This is a genomic window from Clostridium sp. AM27-31LB (assembly GCF_003480745.1).
Classification (GTDB): Bacteria; Bacillota; Clostridia; order Lachnospirales; family Lachnospiraceae; genus Butyribacter; species Butyribacter intestini.
In genome coordinates, this window is the sequence record NZ_QUJS01000004.1 from 44,276 (window position 1) to 62,801 (window position 18,526).

General features: G+C 35.6%; 18 protein-coding genes. 17 read left to right on the top strand and 1 reads right to left on the bottom strand.

What is annotated here, in order from left to right; all coding sequences use genetic code 11:
• Positions 1–2: 2 nt before the first annotated feature.
• The gene (locus tag DW721_RS07370; RefSeq protein ID WP_055940672.1) at positions 3–392 is read right to left on the bottom strand and encodes a DUF6120 family protein; all 390 of its coding nucleotides are present in this window, start codon (positions 390–392) and stop codon (positions 3–5) included.
• Positions 393–584: 192 nt separating this feature from the next.
• Between DW721_RS07370 and DW721_RS07375 the strand changes: the two genes are divergently transcribed.
• From DW721_RS07375 to DW721_RS07455, 17 genes are all read left to right on the top strand, one after another.
• Entirely contained in the window at positions 585–971 is a 387-nt protein-coding gene (locus tag DW721_RS07375; protein ID WP_147353228.1) for a hypothetical protein, read from the top strand.
• A gap of 17 nt (positions 972–988) precedes the next feature.
• Positions 989–2,482, top strand: a complete 1,494-nt coding sequence (locus tag DW721_RS07380; RefSeq protein ID WP_118745344.1) for a hypothetical protein — start codon at positions 989–991, stop codon at positions 2,480–2,482.
• Positions 2,457–3,650 carry a hypothetical protein gene (locus tag DW721_RS07385; RefSeq protein WP_118745345.1) on the top strand — a complete coding sequence of 398 codons (1,194 nt, stop codon included), beginning with the start codon at positions 2,457–2,459 and terminating at the stop codon, positions 3,648–3,650. Before DW721_RS07380 ends, DW721_RS07385 begins: the two co-directional genes overlap by 26 nt.
• A gap of 7 nt (positions 3,651–3,657) precedes the next feature.
• A complete protein-coding gene (locus DW721_RS07390; RefSeq protein ID WP_118745346.1) occupies positions 3,658–5,697 on the top strand; it encodes a hypothetical protein in 2,040 nt (679 codons plus the stop codon).
• Positions 5,698–5,758: 61 nt separating this feature from the next.
• Positions 5,759–6,631, top strand: coding sequence for an ATP-binding cassette domain-containing protein (locus tag DW721_RS07395; RefSeq protein WP_182436257.1), 873 nt, complete (start codon positions 5,759–5,761; stop codon positions 6,629–6,631).
• A 153-nt stretch (positions 6,632–6,784) separates the two neighbouring features.
• Complete coding sequence (locus tag DW721_RS07400) at positions 6,785–7,444, top strand: PilZ domain-containing protein (protein ID WP_055940690.1); 660 nt, start codon at positions 6,785–6,787, stop codon at positions 7,442–7,444.
• A gap of 205 nt (positions 7,445–7,649) precedes the next feature.
• Complete coding sequence (locus tag DW721_RS07405) at positions 7,650–8,093, top strand: DUF1292 domain-containing protein (RefSeq protein ID WP_055940693.1); 444 nt, start codon at positions 7,650–7,652, stop codon at positions 8,091–8,093.
• A 136-nt stretch (positions 8,094–8,229) separates the two neighbouring features.
• Positions 8,230–8,697 (top strand): hypothetical protein, encoded by a 468-nt coding sequence (locus DW721_RS07410; RefSeq protein WP_055940695.1) that lies wholly within the window; start codon positions 8,230–8,232, stop codon positions 8,695–8,697.
• 43 nt (positions 8,698–8,740) lie between these two features.
• On the top strand, positions 8,741–9,979 hold the full coding sequence (locus DW721_RS07415) for a PucR family transcriptional regulator (RefSeq protein WP_118745348.1): 1,239 nt from the start codon (positions 8,741–8,743) through the stop codon (positions 9,977–9,979).
• A 230-nt stretch (positions 9,980–10,209) separates the two neighbouring features.
• Positions 10,210–11,364, top strand: a complete 1,155-nt coding sequence (locus tag DW721_RS07420) for an iron-containing alcohol dehydrogenase (RefSeq protein WP_118745349.1) — start codon at positions 10,210–10,212, stop codon at positions 11,362–11,364.
• 40 nt (positions 11,365–11,404) lie between these two features.
• Positions 11,405–12,739, top strand: a complete 1,335-nt coding sequence (locus DW721_RS07425) for an aminotransferase class III-fold pyridoxal phosphate-dependent enzyme (RefSeq protein ID WP_118499933.1) — start codon at positions 11,405–11,407, stop codon at positions 12,737–12,739.
• A gap of 175 nt (positions 12,740–12,914) precedes the next feature.
• On the top strand, positions 12,915–13,274 hold the full coding sequence (locus tag DW721_RS07430) for an Hpt domain-containing protein (RefSeq protein ID WP_022013721.1): 360 nt from the start codon (positions 12,915–12,917) through the stop codon (positions 13,272–13,274).
• On the top strand, positions 13,262–13,933 hold the full coding sequence (locus tag DW721_RS07435) for a response regulator transcription factor (protein ID WP_055940708.1): 672 nt from the start codon (positions 13,262–13,264) through the stop codon (positions 13,931–13,933). The genes DW721_RS07430 and DW721_RS07435 overlap by 13 nt, the downstream gene beginning before the upstream one ends.
• Positions 13,934–14,027: 94 nt before the next feature.
• The gene (locus DW721_RS07440) at positions 14,028–14,402 is read left to right on the top strand and encodes a hypothetical protein (protein ID WP_118745350.1); all 375 of its coding nucleotides are present in this window, start codon (positions 14,028–14,030) and stop codon (positions 14,400–14,402) included.
• Positions 14,403–15,281 carry a sensor histidine kinase gene (locus DW721_RS16680; RefSeq protein ID WP_118745351.1) on the top strand — a complete coding sequence of 293 codons (879 nt, stop codon included), beginning with the start codon at positions 14,403–14,405 and terminating at the stop codon, positions 15,279–15,281.
• Positions 15,282–15,455: 174 nt separating this feature from the next.
• Positions 15,456–16,226: an ABC transporter ATP-binding protein gene (locus DW721_RS07450; protein ID WP_022013718.1), complete on the top strand. Its 771-nt coding sequence runs from the start codon at positions 15,456–15,458 to the stop codon at positions 16,224–16,226.
• 25 nt (positions 16,227–16,251) lie between these two features.
• Positions 16,252–18,267, top strand: a complete 2,016-nt coding sequence (locus DW721_RS07455; protein WP_118745352.1) for an ABC transporter permease — start codon at positions 16,252–16,254, stop codon at positions 18,265–18,267.
• Positions 18,268–18,526 lie beyond the last annotated feature (259 nt).

Consider the following 18,526-nt stretch of genomic DNA (forward strand, 5'->3'; position numbering starts at 1 on the left):
TGTTATTCTATGGTTTCTTCGTAATCGTAAATGGCTGTATCTTTTAAAGTCTTGTAGTCATTATGCAGTTTTATTACTTCGAGAGTTGAAGCAATCATAATAACGGCTATAAGGATGATTGAGATATATCTAAAAGTTCTTGCCCGTTTGACTTTTTTAAAATATGGCTTTAAGGAGTCGGTGGTTGTCATTATATAGTTATTGATAGTTTCCTGGGGAGAACCAAATTGTTCATATATATCCTGTATATTTGCATCAGAGTGTTCTGTGCAGTAATCATCTACTGAGTTTGATATTATTTTTAAAAATTTTCGTTCATTTTTAGCTTTTACAGGAAAAAATGCCTTGACTTGTGACATATATTTCCGGCGTAGTTTATTTTTGAAGATCATGGTAAACTCCTTTTTTTCGTATATGTAGTTTATAATAATACTTAAATATGTATTTATTGTAAAAGAAAATATTTAAAAGTCAATATTTTGAATATAAAAATATTGTTGACAAAAATATTAAAAAGATGTAATATCTAAATACATGGTCATGTATAGTTATTTAATTTAAGAGAGAAAGGATAAGTGAAATTTATGAAAAAAGCAGTAAAAGTAATTATGTCATTAGTAGTAGCATTAAGTATTATGTTGGTTCCGCAGTATGGGTGTGCAAAGACTAAATCAACGATTATACATCTTTCTGAAAAGAATGTATTTTGTAATAGTGAAATAACTAGAACGAGTGCTTCTGGAACTACAGGTAATGATGGATGGATAAAAGTTAAAGTTACATCAACTTATATATGTGCTGTTAATGGTAAACAGAAAAAACCTGTAACAAGTAGTAAATTGAGTTATAGTTCAATTGCGCAAGTTGGGTTTAAAGCCGTTAATAATGGAATAAGCCTTAGTGTTTCATCATCACATTATGCAAGTTATGCGGGTTCGACTGGCACAGGGCATACAGCAGTTGCATATTAAAGAGGAGTAATTAATATATGAAAAAGAAATTAGCAGCAGTTTTTTTAATATCTGCACTTATTTTAACTTCATGTAATTCAAGTGGGGCTGGCAGCAAGACAGCCCCTTTGAAGTCTGATAAAAAGACATCAGACAATGAGGTTGTGTGGACTCTTGAGGAGGGGGCAAAAGTACCTGAAGATAATGTAAAAAAGCTAAATGAAGCATTGTATAAGAAAGGTTATGATGTTTCTGTCAGATTTAATTATCTTAAAAATGATTATGTAAAAAACAGTCCGAAAGAATATCATAGTGCATTGGAGAAAACAATCAAAGAAAAAAAGACGGATATTGCATTTTGTGGGTGGGAATATGAAGATTATCCCGGCGAGATGACAGAATTTATCAGGAAAGGATATTTTTATCCTTTGGAAAAGTGGCTTGTATCATCTGATGGCAATGCAGTATATAAGCTTTACGATAAGGAAATATGGGACTGTGCAAAGATTGATAATAAGAACTATTTTCTGCCAAATGAAAATATGTCATATACACCATCAAATGTGATTGGTTTTAATAAAAAGTATATATCTCAGGATAAGATAGAGTCATGGAATGGAACATGGGCAGGGTTACTTAGCATAATGGACAGACTTAAGCTTAAGGAAGATGCTGCTAAGATTTTAGGCTTTCCTTCAATAAATTCTTTTCAGGATATGACTTCAAGAGAAGTTTATACATATAAAGACGGACTATTTTATAATGTGAAAACAGGGGAGATAACTAATCCTTTTAATACGAAAGGATTTTATGAGTATTTATCATTTTTGCATAAATGTTATCTTAAGAAGTATATTAAACATGGTATGGATGATTACAGTGTGACAGATGATAATGAGACAAAACAGTATGACACAGGTAAGTTTGCAATGATGTTTAATGTTGCGGATGACAGCGGCAATGCAGATATGGTATATAAGAAAAGAAAATTTGTAGTTTCAAATGATATAGGTATTGGAACTGCTGTATGTGCAAATTCTGATAAGAAAGATAAGGCATTATTGCTTCTTAAGGCATTGCGTACTGATGATGACCTTGCAAATATCCTGTTATGGGGTGACGCGGATAAATCAAAACTCACTGATGCAGACGGATTTGTGGATGAGGATAAAGTGAAAAACGGTATTATATATCAGCCTGCGGCGATTGGTCTTAGTGATGGAACTTTTCAGCTGAAAGGTGCAAAAGCAACAGATATGAGGGTATATAAAAAGAAGTGTCTTTCATCAAAACTTAGGGTAAAGTCGGCTATTGCTGGATTTAATCCGGATTATAGTAATTTAAAGAAAGAGTTGTCGGTTTATACAAAATTACTAGAAATGTATCAGGACTGTTGGCAAAAAGCAGATTTCGGCAAAAAGATGTATAATGATATAAAATTAAAAATAACAAAGAAGTCAGAGCGACTAGTAAAAGAGTTAAGTGCACAGGTGGAGGAGTATAAAGTTGAAAAACAGAACGGGAAAAAATAATAAATTTTTGTTTGTGGCAGTTGGTATTGTTGTAATTGCATTAGTGTGTGTCGTGGTTAAGATAAACTTTGGCAGCAGGAAAAGTACGGATAATAAAAAATCTGAGCAAAAGGCTCAGTTGCACGACAGCATTACCGGTTATACAGAGCAGTATTTTGAAGATGGTATATTGTATGTAGATGACAATTATATGAGATTTTGCTCTAATACTGCAAATGAAGACGGACTTATTTGTGCAAGACCGAATTGTAAGCATCAAAAGTCGAGAACAGAGGAATGTGGGGCATATGTAGATAATATAAACACCACAGGGTTTGCAAAGCGTGGTGATAAAATTTATTATATCGGTGCTGGGGATACAGGTGAGGATTATTCATTATATAGTGAAGATCTTGAGGGACAAAACAGGAAAAAACTTGTTAAACTTCCTAAGGCAAACTATATTTTTGAGGCTTTGTATCATGACAATACGGTATATATTGCATATATGTATAAAAATTATACTGATGATGCTTCTAAAACTACACTTGGAATATACAAATATGATATTGGCAGTGAACAGGGCAATGTTTATTTTGAGACAAAAGCATACGGTTTTTCGTTTGACGGAATGGTTATGGGAAAAGATACATTATATATGTCTTATGTGTGCTCAAATGTATCTAATTCAGATGTTCTGAAACATAAGTCTGACAAGTATTATGAAAGAAAGCACAGTCGGAAATTTGTTAAAGGTCTTGATGTAAAATCAGGAAAAGAAAAAGTTTCGTTAGACGGTTATGGAAATAATAATACGCTTTTATATGTTTCAGGAAAATTATTTTATAATACGGGAAAAGACAATTTATATTATGATGAAAATACCAGAGAGACTCAAAAGATAAGCGGTGACAACCTTATACCTGTAAAAAGCACGGATAAACAGTATGCGTATTTTATGTCATATGATAAAAAGACAAAAAAGAGAACTTATTTAAGATATGATACATCAAATGACGAGATGAACATAATAGCACAGGGAGATTATATCCTTTGTGCCGTTTATGAGGATAAAGTTTATCTGTCAAATGCGGAGGGAGAGAAAACGGAGTATTCATATATCGCACTTTACGATTTTGTTAAAGGTGATATTACAGGTGTGAAGAAGTATAAGTCAATGTGGGGATGATTTTATTATGGGTTTGATAAAGCAGGAATTTAAAAAGGTGTGCAAATTTGATGTTTTTTGCCGAATTATTATTGCAATATTATTATTGTCGTTTTTTATATCTTATTATAATGCGGTAAATGTGCAGGATGCAGCGAAGTGTCAGCCAAAGGACTACTGCCGTATCTCAAAAAGCATATATGAAACCGACATAAATAAGGCAGTTAAGAAACTTGAAAAGGAACAGGAAAAAAGTCTGAATACTGGTTCGGGTTCTTATGCTGCAAATAAGACTGTACTTGAGGAACTTGAAAATATAAAAAGTTATAAGAATTATCTTGATAATCTTAAAAATGGTTCAAGCGGAGGGCTGTTGGCAGAAAAACAGGATAGTTTTCAAAGCAGGGTAAGGGCAAAGTGTAAGAAACTTTATAAGAAACTTGACGCATCAAAGGTCAGATATTCAGCTTCAAGGGGTATTGAACTGTTTATGCAGACTGATACTACGGACTTTGTAATAGCATTTATGGTGCTTTTTATAGTGTTTAGGATTGTTACTATTGAGAGTGAGACAAGTATGGGATGTCTGCTTGCAGGTTCGGTAAATGGAACTAAAAAAACAACATTTGCAAAGTGGGTCGTGGGTCTTTGTCTTGTATGTTTTTTGACCGGATTATCGGTTTTGATAAAACTTATTATATATACAGGAGAGTATGGCTTTTCAAGCTGGGGTGCACTGATACAATCCGTGCGGGGGTATCAGGCAGTTGCGGGAGAGTTTACGATAGCTTTATATACTGTATTTTTTATTATATTTAAGATAATAGGATTTATATTTTTATATACTCTGTTTTTTCTTATAGCAGAAATAATAAAAACTCCGGTTTTGACATTTTTAAGTGAGATTATCATTTCGGCAGCGTTGTTGTTTTTGATGTTAAAAATACCGCTTTCAGGTAATATGGCATTTTTTAGTTATTTTAATCCGTTGAGATGTGTTGACCAGCAGATGCTTATGTCCGGGTATAATGCTTTGAATTTTTTTGAGAAGCCTGTTGATTATATGACGGCATGGCTGATATATGCACTTATATTGTTTGTAGCAATGCTTGCTGTGATATTTAATATAAGCAGTGCATCAGCGGGTGTGTCTTTTCAGGTAAGAACTCTGGAGAAAAATAAAAAAGGCACAAACGGATTAAAAAAGTTTCTTATTTATTTTGAAAGTGTTAAGAGTTTAAAATATGGAGGAGGTCTGGCAATTCTGTTTTTTGCTGTTGTGGCAGTGTTTGTATTTTATTATCCGCCACAGGAGAATTTATCTGCTTCTTCTGATTTTTATTATCGTGAATATGTCATCAAATATCATGGAAATTGCACGGATAAGAAATGTATTAAACTTTCTGATGCTTATAAAAAACTGGAAGATTTAGAGAAAGATTTGGAATTAAACGGTGACAAATATACTGAACTTGCGGCAAAAGCGGCATCAGATGAACTTGAAAAAATGGAGCCGCTGAAAAAAATCATAGATTATTCAAAGTACCTTAAAACCAAGAAAAATGCACATATTGTATATGAAAAAGGTTATCTTATGCTGCTTGGCAGGAATATACCAGGAAGTTATCTTAGATGGTGTGATATTTTAGGTGTTTTAGTTGTAGTTCTTATCTCTGTTTCAATGTGGGGAATGGAGGAATGGTATGGGACAGATGTGTTGTGCCGTTCGACAAAATACGGACTAAAAAGCATAAATAAAAGAAAGATGATATTAAATGTCATATATGGAATTATTGTGGCAGTTATCATTTATGTACCGTGGATAGTTCAGGTGTCAAGGGCATATCAAGTGGGGGATATGGGTGCTTCTGCGGCGAGTATAAGAGCACTTAAAAATATAGAATTTTTGAGTATAGGACAGGTGACATTTTTAAGTTATGTCATAAGAACCGTATATCTGGCAGTTTCAGGTATGGCAGTAAGGGTGGTTCAGAAACTTGTGCACGGAAAGATACTGACAGTTGCGATAAGCTGGATATTGATGACGCTTCCGCTGATAATGTTATGAGCAAATAGCAGGCAGAGCGGATTGCAAATATCTGTTTAAATGTTATGGGATGGTGAGTAAAATGGTATTAGATATAAAAAATATTGTTAAAAGATATAAAGATGTTGTTGCGCTAAATGATTTTTCATTACATATGGAAAACGGTCTGTATGGTTTTCTTGGGGAGAACGGTGCAGGAAAGTCGACACTGATAAAAATATTGTCATGTAATCTCGTACAGGATGAGGGAGTTATACTTGCTGATGGAAAGGATATAAGACTTGCTCCCGAAGAATATAGAAAAAGGATAGGTTATATGCCGCAGGAGTCAGTCGGGTATCCCGGTATGAGAGTACAGGAATTTATGGAGTATATGGCTGTCCTAAAGGGGTTGTCGTTAAAAGAACCTTCGGTGAAAGAGCAGATATTACGCTTACTGAGACAGGTGCATTTAGAGGAACATATGAAAAAGAAATTTTCACAGCTTTCAGGTGGTATGAAACGGAGGCTGTTGTTTGCACAGGCTGTTCTCGGAAATCCATCATTGCTTATTCTTGATGAACCGACTGCGGGACTTGACCCGAATGAGCGTATTGCCATGAGAAATCTTATAGCAAAGGAGGCTCTTGACAGGATTGTTATACTTGCGACGCATATTATAAGCGATGTAGAGTGTGTAGCCGATGAAATCGTACTTATGAAAAAAGGACAGTTAGTAGGGTGTAAAACTCCGGAGGTCTGGCTTGACGATGTGAAACCATATGTGAGGGAATTTGTATGTAATCTCGGTGAGATTGAAAAGATACAGGAGGATTATGTGGTAAGCAATATGCGTCAGTGTCAGGAGGGTATAAGTATCAGGGTTATTGGAGAAAAATTTGACGGAAATATTTTTAAACTTGCAGAAACATTGCCTACACTTGATGATGTGTACCTTTATTTTGCATCTGTTTAATTTTATTCCATCAGTCGCATCACAGACATAGATTAACCGATAGTATCGTTCCGAAAAAAGTTTGTGTAAAGCCGGCATAAATCATTGACAAATATTTGTGCTGGTTTAAAATTGTATTGATAGGGGGAAAACGACTTTAGAGAGGAACGAGAGATGGGAAAAAAATTAAGTGAGATGCAGAGTGGTGCAAAAGTTCATCTGACAGCAAGTGCAGGTCTTAATACACTTGAGTTTGATACGAGCATTGTCCAGGCAGGTGAAGGTCATATAATAGTTGAGCCGATTAAGCATGATGATAAGATTTTAAATTTTTCAAATAATGATATTATTAAGAATATAGTTGTCGAAACTGAACCATTACCGGAGAAGTATATAAATGTCGAGGTAGGGATAACGATGCTCGACAATAAAAAATATCATATAGTCCTTTGTGATAAAGAGGGTATTCAGGTAAACAGGAGAGATGATTTCAGAGTATATGTGGGGAGTTATGTCAACGCACAGTTAGCAAGTATCAATGTGACTACGGAAGCTATACTTAAGGATGTAAGTATAGGCGGATTTTCGCTTGTTATAAGAAGTGAGGAAATAGATGGAATTGTCGGCTGGGTAGGGCAGCAGATAAAAGCAGTTTTTTATCATGGTGGTAAGGAGCGTATTCCGATGGTATTTATAGGAGAGGTTGTCAGGGAGGAGAGCCTTGAGGACGGCAGGACTGTTGTCGGATGCAAGAGCCTTAGGCAGCCATTTGGTATCGAAAAGTTTATTGCAGAAAAGCAGCGTGATGAGCTTAGAAGAAAAAATAATGAATAAATAGGATGATACATAATATAATCAGCAATACAATGAGCAGGCTTAGATATTGCCGATTATATTTTTATGGCTGAACTGTTACTAAATTTCATTAAATAATCAGTATTTTATTGTTTTTCGCCATACATATATGATATACTTCTGATATAGTTTAACATTGTGATGCAAGGGACTATTTATAAAAAGTGAAGAAATGGAGATTATTATGAACGATAGAAATGCAAACTTATTTTTTAACAACAATGGTGAGGAAGTAGCAGTTATCACTCTCAATGATGAGGAGGGAAACGAAGTAGAAGCAGCAGTTATGGCTGTTTTTCAGCTTGAGGAGCAGTATCCTGATTATGAATTTGCCGTGCTTATGCCTATGGAACAGGATGAGGAAGCTATTGAGAGCGGTCAGGGAGAGGTGCTTATCTTTAGATATTTTGAGGATGAGGACGGAGATCCTAATTTTGAACCTATCGAGGATGACGATATTGCACAGACAGCAGTTGAGGCTTTCCAGTCTATGATTGACAACGGCGATATAAATATTGAATTTAGCGAGGATGAATCAGAGGATGAAGAAGAGGTGTCTACAGCTTCAGTTGGTGGAAACTCTATTGACCTCGGAGATGTTGTTGTTCATCTTGATGATTATAAATAGACTGAGTGCTATATACATAGTGTATAGACAGAGGGACATCTTTTGGGTGTCCCTTTTTCAGATAATATATGTACTCTCGAAACTTTTCGTTCAGAAGATACCGGGAGTACATAATATAAGGAAGTGAGGAAATACGATGAATTTTAGAACAGTTGATGAATTTGAAAAGTTTAATTTTGATGAGGCTCATATAAGTGGGATAGAGATTAAAAGCGGTCATGTATTTTTATATCTTGACAATGTTATGATAGCTGCTGACAATTCCTGTAACAGGGATATTCGTGAGATGCGTACAAATGACCTTGTATTGAAGCTTCAGGACGGAGTAGTTACTTCATTTGTTAAAGAGGGAGTGAAAGTTTACAATGCCGATGGTGTGTTCCAGAGGGAGATACCTGACGAGATAATTCCTGTAGATAAGTATCAGGAGACATTTGACCTGCTTGCAGATAAATATATGCTTGAAGCAACGGTTAAGAGGGATGAAATTGCGGGTGAAAATGTTTATGAGTTTGAGATAGAATATGAGGAATTTTCGTATCTGCTTGTAGTGAAAGCAAATCACGATACGCAGGAATGGGATCGTTTTATGAATAAGGAATAGACAGAAAAATTTAAGTAAGTTGATGCATGGAGGACAGTAAAGAATGACATACGATGAATTATTTCAACTTAAGGGACTGGAAAAGGCAAAGCTTCTTGCAGGCAAGTCTATTCTTGGCAGGGAGATTTCGGGTGCTCATGTCGTTGAGATAGTAGAGGCACAGGACTGGGTCAAGAGAGGAGAACTCATTTTTGTGAGTGGTGTTGCTTTTCGTGATGTGAAAAGGGATCTGACAGAAGCAATATGTGAGCTGTCAAAAAAACAGGTGGCTGGTGTTGTGCTTGAGGTTGGACCATATATTAAGGAAGTGACGGATGATATTATCGAGCTTGCCAATGAGCTTAATCTTCCGCTGCTGTCACTACCTTATGAAATTCATGTTTCGGAGATAATTTCACAGATTTATTATGATAAATATAGTAAAGAGGAGACAAACAAATCCGTTGAAAAATTTATGACGGAACTTCTTTATGAAGATGAAAAGAAAGCATTGGAGAGAATAGAGCTTTTTAAATATAATGCAGAGAAGAAGCATATCGCCGTTTATGTGAGTGTTGAGGCGGAAGATAACAGCAGTCAGATAAAATCTGTTGAGAAGGTTAATGAAAACGGTGAAAGTAAGAATGAAAATAGTTCCATTAATTCAAAAAATGACGATATATCGGAACAGCTTTTGAGGGCAGTCAGAATGTCGTTTGTCAGGCAGAACCAGCTTCTTTACCTGAAAGAGGAAGATGGAGTGGCGGCGGTTATCGAGCTTGAAGCCGGTGATAAGGTTCATAAGCTGATGTGTCAGAAGAGAAAGGAAATTGAGGAAAATCTCAGATACAGCAGAAAAAATGTCTCTGTAAGCATGGGAATAGGAAAAGTATTTATTGGAGCAGATTCTATTAAAAAGAGTGTTACAGAAGCGAGAAAAGCGAACAAAGTTATAAAGACAGATGGTGAGACGGGAAATCTCAGATATTATGATGAGATAGGAATATACAGGATATTTTTTAATCTGTCCGATGATAAGGTGCTTCGCAATCTTTTGACGGAGGCACTTGGAGCAATTATGCAATATGACGATGAAAATGGGAGTGACATGGTTCACACATTGGAGGTTTTTCTGGAACAGGGCTGCAATATAGCGGCGGCAACCGACGCTCTTTATGTGCATAGAAATACCGTGAAGTATCGCATAAAAAGAATAGAGGAGATAATGAATATAGACCTTAAAGATGTGACGGTACAGTTTAATCTGCGGCTTGCATTTAAGATAATGCATTATCTGGGATGATTGAGGTCTGGTGTGGCAGGCAGTGTTGATTTTGAAGGTGAAAAAATGATTTGTCCATAGTGAACAAATCGGTGCAAAATACTTTGTATATTATGGCTATATGAAACTATCTGACATGATGATATTATATGTTCAACAAAAACAAAGCAGACGACCAAAGGCGGTTGAGTAACGATAAATGCCTTAGTTGTCTGCTTTTTAAATGTAGAATAAATGAATGGAGGGATAAGATGAGCAGTAATTTTGTTATGCCTAAGCAGATTATTTCAGGTGCCGGAGCATTAAATGATGCAAAAGATGTTTTTAAGAAAGCCGGAAAGAAAGCACTTATCGTTTCCGGTAAAGTTATGGAGAAAGTCGGGAATGTCGCAAAAGTAACAAAAATTCTTGATGAATTGTCGATAGAATATGCCATTTATACAGATATAACCGGAGAGCCTACTGATGTGATGATTGAGGGCGGCTTAAAAGTTTATAAAGAAGAAAATTGCGATTTTCTTATAGGACTTGGCGGTGGCAGTCCGCTTGACTCAATGAAGGCTATTGCAGCACTTGTCACAAACCCAGGAAAAATTCCTGATTATATGGGAAAGATTATTACAAATGAAGTACCGCCGATGATAGCTATTCCGACTACGGCGGGAACAGGTTCAGAAGCGACATGGTTTACTATTATCACAGACAGTGAGAAGGATATAAAAATGCTACTCAAAGGGCCGGTGCTAATGCCTGATGTTGCGATTATTGATTATACATTTACACTGACCTCACCTAAATCGGTGACAGCGGCACCGGGACTCGATGCACTCACCCATGCGATAGAGGGTTACACTTCAAGAAAGGCTCAGCCGCTTACGGACACATTTGCAGTATCTGCAGTAAAGAGGATTTTCAAATATCTTCCGATTGCATACAATGACGGAAGTAACGAAGAAGCAAGAGAGCAGATGGCACTTGCGGCACTTGAGGCAGGGGTTGTTATCAACAACTCATCAGTTACGATAGTTCATGGAATGAGCAGACCTATAGGTGCATTGTTTCATGTGCCGCATGGAATGTCAAATGCAATGCTTATGAAAGAATGTTTTTCATTTGCACTTGACGGAGCATACGAAAGATTTGCAGACCTTGGCAGAGCCATTAAGGTTGCGGCAGAGACGGACAGTGACAAAGAAGCGGCAGAAAAGTTTCTGGATGCTGTTGAAAATATCTGCAAAGTCTGTGAAATTCCTACACTTGAGGAATATGGAGTTGACAGGGAAAAATTCTTCGCATCTGTTGATAAGATGGCGGATGATGCACTGGCAAGCGGAAGTCCCGGAAATACAATTAAAGATGTTACAAAAGATGATGTATTAAAAATATATGATGCTTTGTGGAAATAAAAGTTAAGGGTACAAGATTTGTGCAGAAAAGAGGTATATTATGAGAGATATGACAAAGGAAGAGATTAAATCATTAGATAAAGAGCATGTATTACATTCATGGAGTGTTCAGGGAACACTTGACCCGATGGTAGTTACAAAAGCTGAGGGAATTTATTTTTATGATGCCGACGGCAATAAATATTATGATATGAGTTCACAGCTTGTAAACTTAAATATTGGTTATGGCAATGAGAAAGTTGCAGATGCAATAGCAGAGCAGGCTCACAAACTGCCGTTTATCGGACCTGGTTATGCCGTTGATGTAAAATCAGAGCTTGCAAGAAAGATTATTGAGCTTGCACCTGATAATATGGGAAAAGTATTCTTTACATTAGGCGGTGCAGATGCAAATGAAAATGCATTGAAGATAGCAAGGCTTTATACGGGAAGAAATAAGGTGTTCAGCCGTTATCGTTCATATCACGGTTCAACAATGGGTGCAGGAAATCTTACAGGTGAACCTAGAAGATTTAACTGTGAGACAAACGGCGTATCCGGATATATTAAATTCTTCGACCCATATATCTACAGAGAGCCTATAGAATTTAAGTCAGAAGCAGAGGCAACAAAATATTATCTTGCAAAACTCAGAGAGCAGATAATCTATGAAAATCCTGAAACGGTAGCAGCTATCGAATGTGAGACAATTACCGGTTCAAACGGATGTATCATTCCTCCTGACGGTTATCTTCAGGGAATAAGAGATATATGTGACGAGTTCGGAATAATGATGATATGTGATGAAGTCATGATGGGCTGGGGCAGAACGGGAGAGTATTTTGCATTCCAGAACTGGGATGTAAAACCTGACCTTGTATCATTTGCAAAAGGTGTAACCTGCGGATATGCACCGCTCGGAGGTGTAATCGTGTCAAAGAAGATTGCAGAATATTTTGATGACCACAAACTTCTCTGTGGACTTACATATTCTGGACATCCACTTTCATGTGCGGCAGGTGTTGCAACACTTGATGTATATAAAGAGGAAAAACTTGTTGAAAATTCAAAGGCAATGGGCAAGATACTCGGAGAAATTCTTGAGGAATTAAAGAGAAAGCATCCATGTGTAGGAGATGTCCGTTACAAGGGACTGTTCTCAGCACTTGAACTTGTAAAGGACAAGGCAACAAAAGAACCGCTTGTTGAGTACAACTCAGACCCGGACAATACAATGGGTAAGATAATCGGTTCACTTAAGAAAAAAGGATTTTCTACATATTCACATGAAAATTGCATAATCGTGGCACCTCCGCTTATCATAAAAGAGGATGAACTCAGGGCAGCGATGGATATTATGGATGAAGTGCTTGGTGAAGTAGATAAAATGATATAAGAAGTTGATTTTTTTATTGATTGCGGTTAATATAAAAAGAGTGTGGTTTTGCCACACTCTTTTTACATATGGGGGAAAGATTAAAATTGAGAAATACAGTTGAGCATTTATTGGGTGCTGAGCTGATAAAAATATAACAACAGTATTATAGATTAAGTGACAGGAGGAAAAAATTATGACATTTATCGAAAAGATTGAAAGCATACTTCCGGAGATTGACATTGAAACCGGTATTATGTACTGTGGAGATGACGAGGAACTTTTTGAGGAGGTTGTCGGGGAGTTTGTCGAGGGGGAGATGACAGCTTCTATTGAGAAGAACTTTAAAAATCAAAATTGGAAAGATTACCAGATTGAAGTTCATGCGGTCAAGGGAACAAGTCTTACAATAGGTGCTCAAAAACTCCATGAGGAGGCTGCGGATATTGAGCAGTCGGTCAAAAATGGGGATGTTGATTTTGCAATGAAGCATCACAGAGTATTTATGGAGCATTATGAAGATGTTTTAGAAGGTCTTAAAAAATGTATAGAGTAATGATTGTTGAAGATGATGATATTATAGCAGGGACGGTTAAAAAACATTTGGAACAGTGGCAGTATGATGTACATATAGCAGCGGATTTGTCAAATGTTATGGGAGAATTTACCGATTATTCACCGCACATTGTTCTTATGGATATAAAACTTCCATTTTACAATGGCTATCACTGGTGCAGTGAGATACGGAGAGTTTCAAAACTTCCTATTATGTTTTTATCATCGGCATCCGATAACATGAACATAGTTATGGCTATGAATATGGGGGCAGATGACTTTATTTCAAAGCCGTTTGACCTTGATGTGCTCACGGTAAAGATACAGGCACTTATAAGAAGAAGTTATGACTTTTCGGTGGGCAGCAGTGTTATATCACACAGAGATGCGATACTTAATCTTACAGATGCGACACTTAACTATAAAGATGAACAAATAGAGCTTACAAAAAATGAGCTTAAGATTTTACAGACCCTTATGGAAAATAAGGAAAAGATAGTATCAAGAGATGACCTTATGGCAAAAATCTGGGAGAGTGATGATTACATAGATGAAAATACACTTTCAGTCAATGTGAACAGGCTTAGAAAAAAACTTAAGGAAATAGGTCTTGATGATTTTATAATGACAAAGAAGGGTCTTGGATATAAACTAAATTAAATCTTTGATAAATTGAGCATAAATGTACTATCGAAAGTGCAGGTGTATTCAATGTATCAATTATTCACTGTACCAGATTAGAATGGAAAATATTATGAAGATATTTGTATCATATATAAAGACAAATGTATTATGGGTTGTTTTTTGTGCAGTCCTTATATTATTTCAAATGGTATTTATGCGGCTTTCAGGAATGAAACAAAATGACTGTATATATGGAATTATTCTTGAAAGTATGGTGTTTATAGTAGTCTTTTTCATTGGCTTTATAAATTATCTTATCAAATATAATAAGCTTAAAAGAACATCAATGCTTGACATTGATGAGCAGTCGGATATGCCTGAGACTTCAGACAGCGTAGAGCAGTTGTATCAGGAAATTATAGAAAATCAGATAATAAGCCGCAAAGAAATAAAAGCTGACAAAGATAAGGCAGACAGTGAAATGCTGCAATATTACGGGATGTGAGTGCATCAGATAAAGACACCGATAGCAGCAATGCGTCTTTTATTGCAGACTGATATATCTGAATTTGCAGCCGATAACGAAAATAAAAGTGAAGAAAATATAAATGCTGTCGAATTAAAGAATGAATATAAAGAAAGTATAAATGCCACCGGATTAGACACTGAATATATAGATACAGATAACAAAGAGGATGAATTAGAAAAGATATATCTTGGTTTTGGTGAATTAAAAAAAGAATTGTCAAATGAACTTTTTCAGATAGAACAATACACGGAAATGGCACTTCAATACCAGCGTGTGCAATCAGAAACAAATGATTTTGTACTTGAAAAAGTAAAACTGGACAAAGTGATAAGAGAGTCGATAAGAAAATATGCAAAGATATTTATAAGAAAAAAACTTGCCATGAATTATGATGGGACTGACATAACAGTAGTGAGTGATGAAAAATGGCTTGGATTTATAATAGAGCAGCTTTTATCAAATGCGGTTAAATACACCAAGTCTGGAAGCATAACAATTAGTATTGGAATGAACACATTAAAAACAGATGCGTTAAATAATGTTGATAAAGAAGAACTAAAATATAAAAATTGTGAAAATGTTTTTCACAGAATTGAAAAAAGAGTTGAAAAAGAAAGTAAAAGCAAGATAATTTTTGTTGAGATTGCAGATGAGGGCATAGGCATAAGTGCAGAGGACATACCGAGAGTGTTTGAGAAAGGATATACAGGTTATAACGGACACGAAAATAAAACATCAACCGGTATCGGACTTTATCTGTGCAAACAGGCAGCAGATAAACTTGGACACCGATTGGAGATAGAGTCGGAGGAGAAAAAAGGAACAAAAGTGAGAGTGTATCTTACAAAAATGTAAGAAATAAAAGAGAAATGTAAGCTGTTTCGATAGCAGACATTTCTCTTTTTTGTTAGGATAATATCAGAACAGAAAGCAATGCAAGTCATGCGAATTGCGAATATCATTTTGACTTGCGGATTATGATAGTTTCGCAAATGTTTAAAAAGCTTTGTTATAAGAAAGGTGGAAGTCATGGAAATATTATCAGTTTCTAATTTAAAGAAAGTTTACACTACAAGATTTGGGGGCAATCAGGTTCAGGCACTTAAGAATATCAATTTCTCCGTAGACAAAGGTGAGTATGTTGCAGTTATGGGAGAGTCCGGTTCAGGAAAAACAACATTGTTAAATATTTTGGCGGCACTTGATAAACCTACAGCTGGCAATGTGCTTTTAAACGGAGTAAATCTTTCAACGGTCAAGGAAAAGGAAATTTCTGCATTTAGGAGGGAGCATCTAGGCTTTGTTTTTCAGGATTTTAACCTGCTAGACAATTTCTCACTTAAAGACAATATATATCTTCCGCTCGTGCTTGCGGGAAAGAAACATAATGAGATGGAAACTAAACTTCGTCCGATAGCAAAAATGCTTGGTATCGAACAGATAATTGAGAAATATCCGTATGAGGTTTCCGGCGGACAGAAACAGAGGGCGGCAGTGGCGAGGGCACTTATAACAGAGCCGGAACTTATACTTGCTGATGAGCCGACAGGGGCACTTGATTCAAAGGCAACAGATGACCTTTTAGGACTTTTCAATGAGATAAATGAAAACGGTCAGACGATAGTTATGGTAACGCACAGCACAAAGGCGGCAAGCCATGCAAACAGGATTTTATTTATAAAAGATGGTGAAGTATTTCATCAGATATTCAGAGGTGGTCTGTCAAATGAGGAGCTTTATGCAAAGATTTCTGATACGCTGACGGTACTTACAACCGGAGGAGACAAAGTGAACGATTAAGAATTAAAAAAGGGAGTAATCACAGATGGGTAAATTATATTTTAAACTGGCAAAGACAAATCTGTCTAATAACAAACCGTTTTATATACCATATATAATTTCAAGTATAATTACGGTTGCAATGCTCTATATGATGTCATTTTTAAGTGACAATAAAGGACTTAATAAAATAATGGGGGCAGACAGTCTTGCAACCATATTCAGACTTGGTGTCGGAATTATAGTAATATTTTCATATATATTTTTGTTTTACACAAACAGTTTCATCATCAAAAGAAGGAAAAAAGAAATAGGTGTTTACAATATTCTCGGAATGGAAAAAAGACATTTATCAAAGGTTCTTTTTGTAGAAACTATTTATTCTGCAATAATCTCTCTGGTATGCGGAATTATCGTGGGAATAGCATTTTCTAAATTTATCCTTATGGTCTTATATGGAATTATAGGCATACACAAGACAGTAGAATTTTTTGTTAATATACACGGAATTATTTTATGTGTAGTTTCATTTGGAATATTATTTTTGCTGACATTTTTATACAATTTTATGCAGATAAAACTGGCAAATCCTATTGAACTTCTTCGCGGCACAAATGTAGGTGAGAGAGAACCAAAAACAAAGATTTTTATGACAATAGTTGGAGTGGTATGCCTTGCAATAGCTTATTATATAGCGATAACAACTGAGAATCCGCTTAATGTACTTACGCTTTTCTTTGTTGCCGTGCTGCTGGTTATAATCGGAACATTTGCGTTATTTACGGCGGGAAGTATCGCATTGTTAAAATTACTTAGAAACAATAAAAAGTTTTATTATAATAAGAGACATTTTATGGCAGTTTCAGGTATGCTTTACAGAATGAAACAGAATGCGGCAGGACTTGCAAGTATATGTATTCTTTCAACAATGGTGCTTGTAGTAATATCAACTACGGTGAGTATGTATGTCGGAATACAGGATGAACTTATGGCAAGGTATCCTAATGATGTATGTGTCACGGTTGACTATAACAGTGTAATTGACAAAAGCAGTGAAATAGAAAAAGCCATATTTGATGAAATTGATAGTGCGGAAGTAAAAAATAAAAAAGCGTTTTCGTATTTATCAGTTTTTGTAGGGCAAAAGGGAGATGATTTTACAACTGATAAAGAACATTTATCATATCAGAATTCATATCTTTTTTATATACTTTCAAAAGATGATTTCATCAAAAAGGATAGTAGTTTTAAAGATAAAATAGGGAACATTTCAAAGGGTGAGGCAGTAGTTGTTTTAAATAAAAAATACGATAAAAAAGATATAAAAATATTTGGTAAGAATTATAAAGTTAATAAAAGCTTTGAACATACGGAAGATAATGATTTATATATGATAAGCACACTTAATGGATTGGGATATATAATTCTTGATAATGATGAAAGTGTGCAGGAATTATATGATATGCAGGAAAAAATGCTTGGAAAGGGGGCAAATTACTATACAAATAAAATCAGGTTTGATTTTAAATCCGGAAATAAAAAGCAGAAAGCAGCGGCTTATAAAAAGATAGACAATGTAGTCAAGAAGTATTTTAAGGAAAATAAAAATGACAAAAAGGAAATTTCGTCATATTGGGTTGAGAGCAGACAGGAAAATGAGCAGAATTTTTATCTTTTATATGGTGGACTTTTCTTCCTTGGAATTTTCCTCGGAACAATGTTTTTGATAGTGACGGTAATGATAATATTCTACAAACAGATTACAGAGGGATATGACGACAGAGAGCGTTACCAGATACTTGAAAAGGTCGGAATGAGCAGCAGGGAAGTAAAAGATACGATAAAATCACAGATAAGGATAGTATTTGTTCTTCCGATATTTGCGGCAGCGGTTCATGTGACAGCGGCATTTCCGATGGTAAACAGAATTCTTAAAATGCTAAATCTTAATAATGAAAAATTGTTTGCAGGATGTCTGGCAGCCACGATAATAGTATTTGCCGTTATCTATTATCTTGTATTTAAGGTGACATCGAGGGCATATTACAAAATAGTAAAATAGGAGTAGTGCACATCAGGCATATTATGTTTGATGTGCCTTTTGCATTAGTGTTATGAGCAGGTAGCAAAGCGGATTGCGAATGTCCGCTTTACTATACTGCCTGTTTCCGCTTTACTTTATTAATCTTCAATGTTACTATATTGCTATATAACTAATGTTGTGGATTGCTGAAATGTTATTTGTTTGTATAGATATTTGCGAAACTATCATAGTCTGTGTAATTAGCATAACATATAATTAGTTTCGTAATTACCATTAT

Coding starts and splice junctions, on each gene's coding strand:
- DW721_RS07450 (WP_022013718.1), top strand. CDS start 15,456: ATGGAAATATTATCAGTTTCTAATTTAAAGAAAGTTTACACTACAAGA.
- DW721_RS07395 (WP_182436257.1), top strand. CDS start 5,759: ATGGTATTAGATATAAAAAATATTGTTAAAAGATATAAAGATGTTGTT.
- DW721_RS07390 (WP_118745346.1), top strand. CDS start 3,658: ATGGGTTTGATAAAGCAGGAATTTAAAAAGGTGTGCAAATTTGATGTT.
- DW721_RS07410 (WP_055940695.1), top strand. CDS start 8,230: ATGAATTTTAGAACAGTTGATGAATTTGAAAAGTTTAATTTTGATGAG.
- DW721_RS07380 (WP_118745344.1), top strand. CDS start 989: ATGAAAAAGAAATTAGCAGCAGTTTTTTTAATATCTGCACTTATTTTA.
- DW721_RS07430 (WP_022013721.1), top strand. CDS start 12,915: ATGACATTTATCGAAAAGATTGAAAGCATACTTCCGGAGATTGACATT.
- DW721_RS07400 (WP_055940690.1), top strand. CDS start 6,785: ATGGGAAAAAAATTAAGTGAGATGCAGAGTGGTGCAAAAGTTCATCTG.
- DW721_RS07425 (WP_118499933.1), top strand. CDS start 11,405: ATGAGAGATATGACAAAGGAAGAGATTAAATCATTAGATAAAGAGCAT.
- DW721_RS07375 (WP_147353228.1), top strand. CDS start 585: ATGAAAAAAGCAGTAAAAGTAATTATGTCATTAGTAGTAGCATTAAGT.
- DW721_RS07415 (WP_118745348.1), top strand. CDS start 8,741: ATGACATACGATGAATTATTTCAACTTAAGGGACTGGAAAAGGCAAAG.
- DW721_RS07455 (WP_118745352.1), top strand. CDS start 16,252: ATGGGTAAATTATATTTTAAACTGGCAAAGACAAATCTGTCTAATAAC.
- DW721_RS07370 (WP_055940672.1), bottom strand. CDS start 392: ATGATCTTCAAAAATAAACTACGCCGGAAATATATGTCACAAGTCAAG.
- DW721_RS07440 (WP_118745350.1), top strand. CDS start 14,028: ATGAAGATATTTGTATCATATATAAAGACAAATGTATTATGGGTTGTT.
- DW721_RS07435 (WP_055940708.1), top strand. CDS start 13,262: ATGTATAGAGTAATGATTGTTGAAGATGATGATATTATAGCAGGGACG.
- DW721_RS07420 (WP_118745349.1), top strand. CDS start 10,210: ATGAGCAGTAATTTTGTTATGCCTAAGCAGATTATTTCAGGTGCCGGA.
- DW721_RS07405 (WP_055940693.1), top strand. CDS start 7,650: ATGAACGATAGAAATGCAAACTTATTTTTTAACAACAATGGTGAGGAA.